This window comes from Acinetobacter sp. AS167, assembly GCF_037152175.1.
Taxonomy (GTDB): Bacteria; Pseudomonadota; Gammaproteobacteria; order Pseudomonadales; family Moraxellaceae; genus Acinetobacter.
In genome coordinates this window covers 1-303 of the sequence record NZ_JBBCMP010000043.1, presented here as the reverse complement: position 1 = coordinate 303, position 303 = coordinate 1, and the positions used below count along the sequence as shown (strand labels likewise).

The following is a 303-nucleotide window of genomic DNA, read 5'->3' as shown; positions in this document are numbered from 1 at the left end:
GTATCATCAGCTGTTGCTTGAGTAGGTTCAGATTCATTGCCAGCAACATCTTTTGCAGTCACATCGACCACTTCACCATTGGTTAATGGTGTGGTTAGATCTACTGTATAGTTGCCATTTTCATCGGTAACCGCTGTACCCAATACGTTGCCGCCTTGGTCTTTAACTGTCACTGTTGAACCTGGTTCTGCTGTACCTGTTACTTGCGTTCCATCATTAACAACATCAGCTGTTGGAGCAGTTGGCGCAGTCGTATCATCAGCTGTTGCTTGAGTAGGTTCAGATTCATTGCCAGCAACATCT

At 45.2% G+C, this 303-nt stretch carries 1 protein-coding gene; it reads right to left on the bottom strand.

The window, feature by feature from the left end:
• Positions 1-303 (bottom strand): Ig-like domain-containing protein (locus WFN33_RS20275; protein ID WP_336954836.1); only part of this gene is annotated, 303 nt, incomplete at both ends.